Annotated in this window: 2 protein-coding genes; both read right to left on the bottom strand. The window is 38.7% G+C overall.

The genetic code is table 11. The features are described 5' to 3' along the window. Window positions 1-144 precede the first annotated feature (144 nt). Entirely contained in the window at window positions 145-684 is a 540-nt protein-coding gene (locus A31E_RS20945; RefSeq protein ID WP_016248327.1) for a hypothetical protein, read from the bottom strand. Window positions 685-696: 12 nt separating this feature from the next. Beyond that, window positions 697-1,152: AHH domain-containing protein (locus A31E_RS20950; RefSeq protein WP_016248326.1), on the bottom strand; the 456-nt coding region annotated here is incomplete at its 5' end.

The following is a 1,152-nucleotide window of genomic DNA, read 5'->3' as shown; positions in this document are numbered from 1 at the left end:
CCCAGCGCATCGCGCCGGTAACGAATCGCCCCCTGTGCGCCCTGTTCTGCCGTCAGCCTCCCCTGCCGCGTCATGCTCATAGCGCGTGTGACGTTCACCGCCCATGCTTCCCTGCAGTTTCTTCCGAGTAGCCTACAAATGCAATCAACAAGACAGGAAATCGATCATCCTTATATTTTCCTCTTTGCATATTTTGACAAATTCCTCAGACACAACTAAGTAATTACGGTAGGTATTATCTCTCGCTATAAAAAATGGTTCTTTGTAATCAAAAAATGGTTTAAAGATAACATCTCTATTATCACTAAGTTTTCTGAATAATGATTCACTCTGACTTATGAGAGGGAGATAATCATTTACTTTACCCATAAAGAATATGTTATCATTACCTTTACAATCAATAACACACTCATAAAAATTTATTTTACCAGGAATTCTCATCTCTAATATTTTTTTTGCCCTTACTGAAAAAATAGGAATCCCCGTAACAGCAGGTAAGTAATCTGCATTTTTCATTCGTTCTACAGAAAAATTCTCCTGCGCTATTCCTTTAGGTTTCGTATATTGTAAAAAAAGACCATCACCTTTATCTTGAATAAAAAAATCAAACAATCTTCCTTTAGAGTCTGGAAAGCTTATTAAATCCCCATTCCATTCCATGCTGCTTAAATAATAGAATCCCATATTACAATACCTTTATGCACAAGTATATGTACCCGATTGAAAACCTTTTCTAGTTTCACTCTGTAATTTTATAATTTCCTCCTGTGTTTTTCGGTAATCCCATTTTTCCTGATCTCCAATACTCTTTAATTTATTAAGCTCATTTTCCATCATCTTATTATAATCAGAATGCTCCACTGTCCATCCCTTATGAAGTCCTAAATCAGGATTTGGATCTATACCTTCAGCAACTGGAAGATACATCATATTCGACGCACCATTGATGCTCATTCCTGATTCAACAAATATGGGATGCTCTCTTAATGAATAAGGAATGATATGCTGTCGCTGATAACCCTGCTTTGTATCCATCCATGACGGGAATCGGTCCAGTCCAAGCGGATCAATCCACCCCAGCGCATTCGGCGCATACCGGTAAAGATTTATCCCGCCCGCTAACCCAATCGGATCACTGCTCAAAAACCGTCC

The sequence above is a fragment of the Escherichia sp. KTE159 genome, from assembly GCF_000408805.1.
In the GTDB taxonomy this organism is placed as follows: Bacteria; Pseudomonadota; Gammaproteobacteria; order Enterobacterales; family Enterobacteriaceae; genus Escherichia; species Escherichia marmotae.
The sequence above is the reverse complement of the archived record's forward strand: the minus strand, read 5'-3'. Positions and strand labels throughout refer to the sequence as shown.

What these genes read in the sequence shown, in the direction of transcription:
- A31E_RS20945 (WP_016248327.1), bottom strand. Translation starts at nt 684, where the DNA reads ATGGGATTCTATTATTTAAGCAGCATGGAATGGAATGGGGATTTAATA.